The organism is Geobacillus sp. ZGt-1, from assembly GCF_001026865.1.
GTDB classification, from domain to species: Bacteria; Bacillota; Bacilli; order Bacillales; family Anoxybacillaceae; genus Geobacillus; species Geobacillus thermoleovorans.
Window position 1 is genome coordinate 141,717 of sequence record NZ_LDPD01000026.1, and the last position, 690, is coordinate 142,406.

Annotated in this window: 2 protein-coding genes; one reads left to right on the plus strand and one right to left on the minus strand. The window is 48.6% G+C overall.

What is annotated here, in order from left to right; all coding sequences use genetic code 11:
- Positions 1-139 (minus strand): SEC-C metal-binding domain-containing protein (locus tag VU18_RS21300; protein ID WP_369793582.1); only part of this gene is annotated, 139 nt, incomplete at its 3' end.
- 121 nt (positions 140-260) lie between these two features.
- Here VU18_RS21300 and VU18_RS20690 point away from each other — a divergent pair.
- Positions 261-690, plus strand: a 430-nt coding sequence (locus VU18_RS20690) for a plasmid pRiA4b ORF-3 family protein (RefSeq protein WP_047758363.1), incomplete at its 3' end; no start/stop codon positions are given.

Sequence of the window (690 nt, forward strand, 5' to 3'; positions counted from 1 at the left end):
GCGACAGCTCATATTTTTGGCCAAAAAAGCGGCGCTGGCGCACCCGTTTGATTTCATGATTCTGCTGTTTGTTCATGCAGCACTTCTTATACTTTTTCCTACTTCCACACGGGCATGGGTCATTCCAGCCGATCGACATGCGTCATCCTCCTCTCCCATCTTTCTTTATTTCAATATTTCCATCAATAATGTTTAAATTCTACTATGGACAGGATAAACTACTATTATACAAAACGTTTATCCGAAAGGAGACGAGGGCTATGAACCCCGACAATCTTGCTAAACTGATCGACGAATTGTCTGCCATGTTCCATCCGACAGAGCGGGACCGTCCACACGGCAGATGGGTTGAGGCGCCAAAGAGCGCACCCCCCTCCAAACGGCGGCGGTCCAAAACAGCCTACCAGCTGAAAATCACATTAAACGGCATCCGCCCGCCGATTTGGCGGCGCGTCCTTGTTCCCGGACATGCGACATTTCACGAGCTTCATCTCATCATCCAAGAAGCGATGGGATGGGAACAAGCCCATTTATACGAATTCGATTTCGGAAGCGTTCTCATCGGCATCCCTGACGGCTGGGATTCGTTTCAGCTGGAAAAAGAACTGATGGACGCCCGCCGCATCCCATTACAGCAATGGCTGACGGAAGAAAAACAAAAGTTTCTATATATTTACGATTTTGGCGACT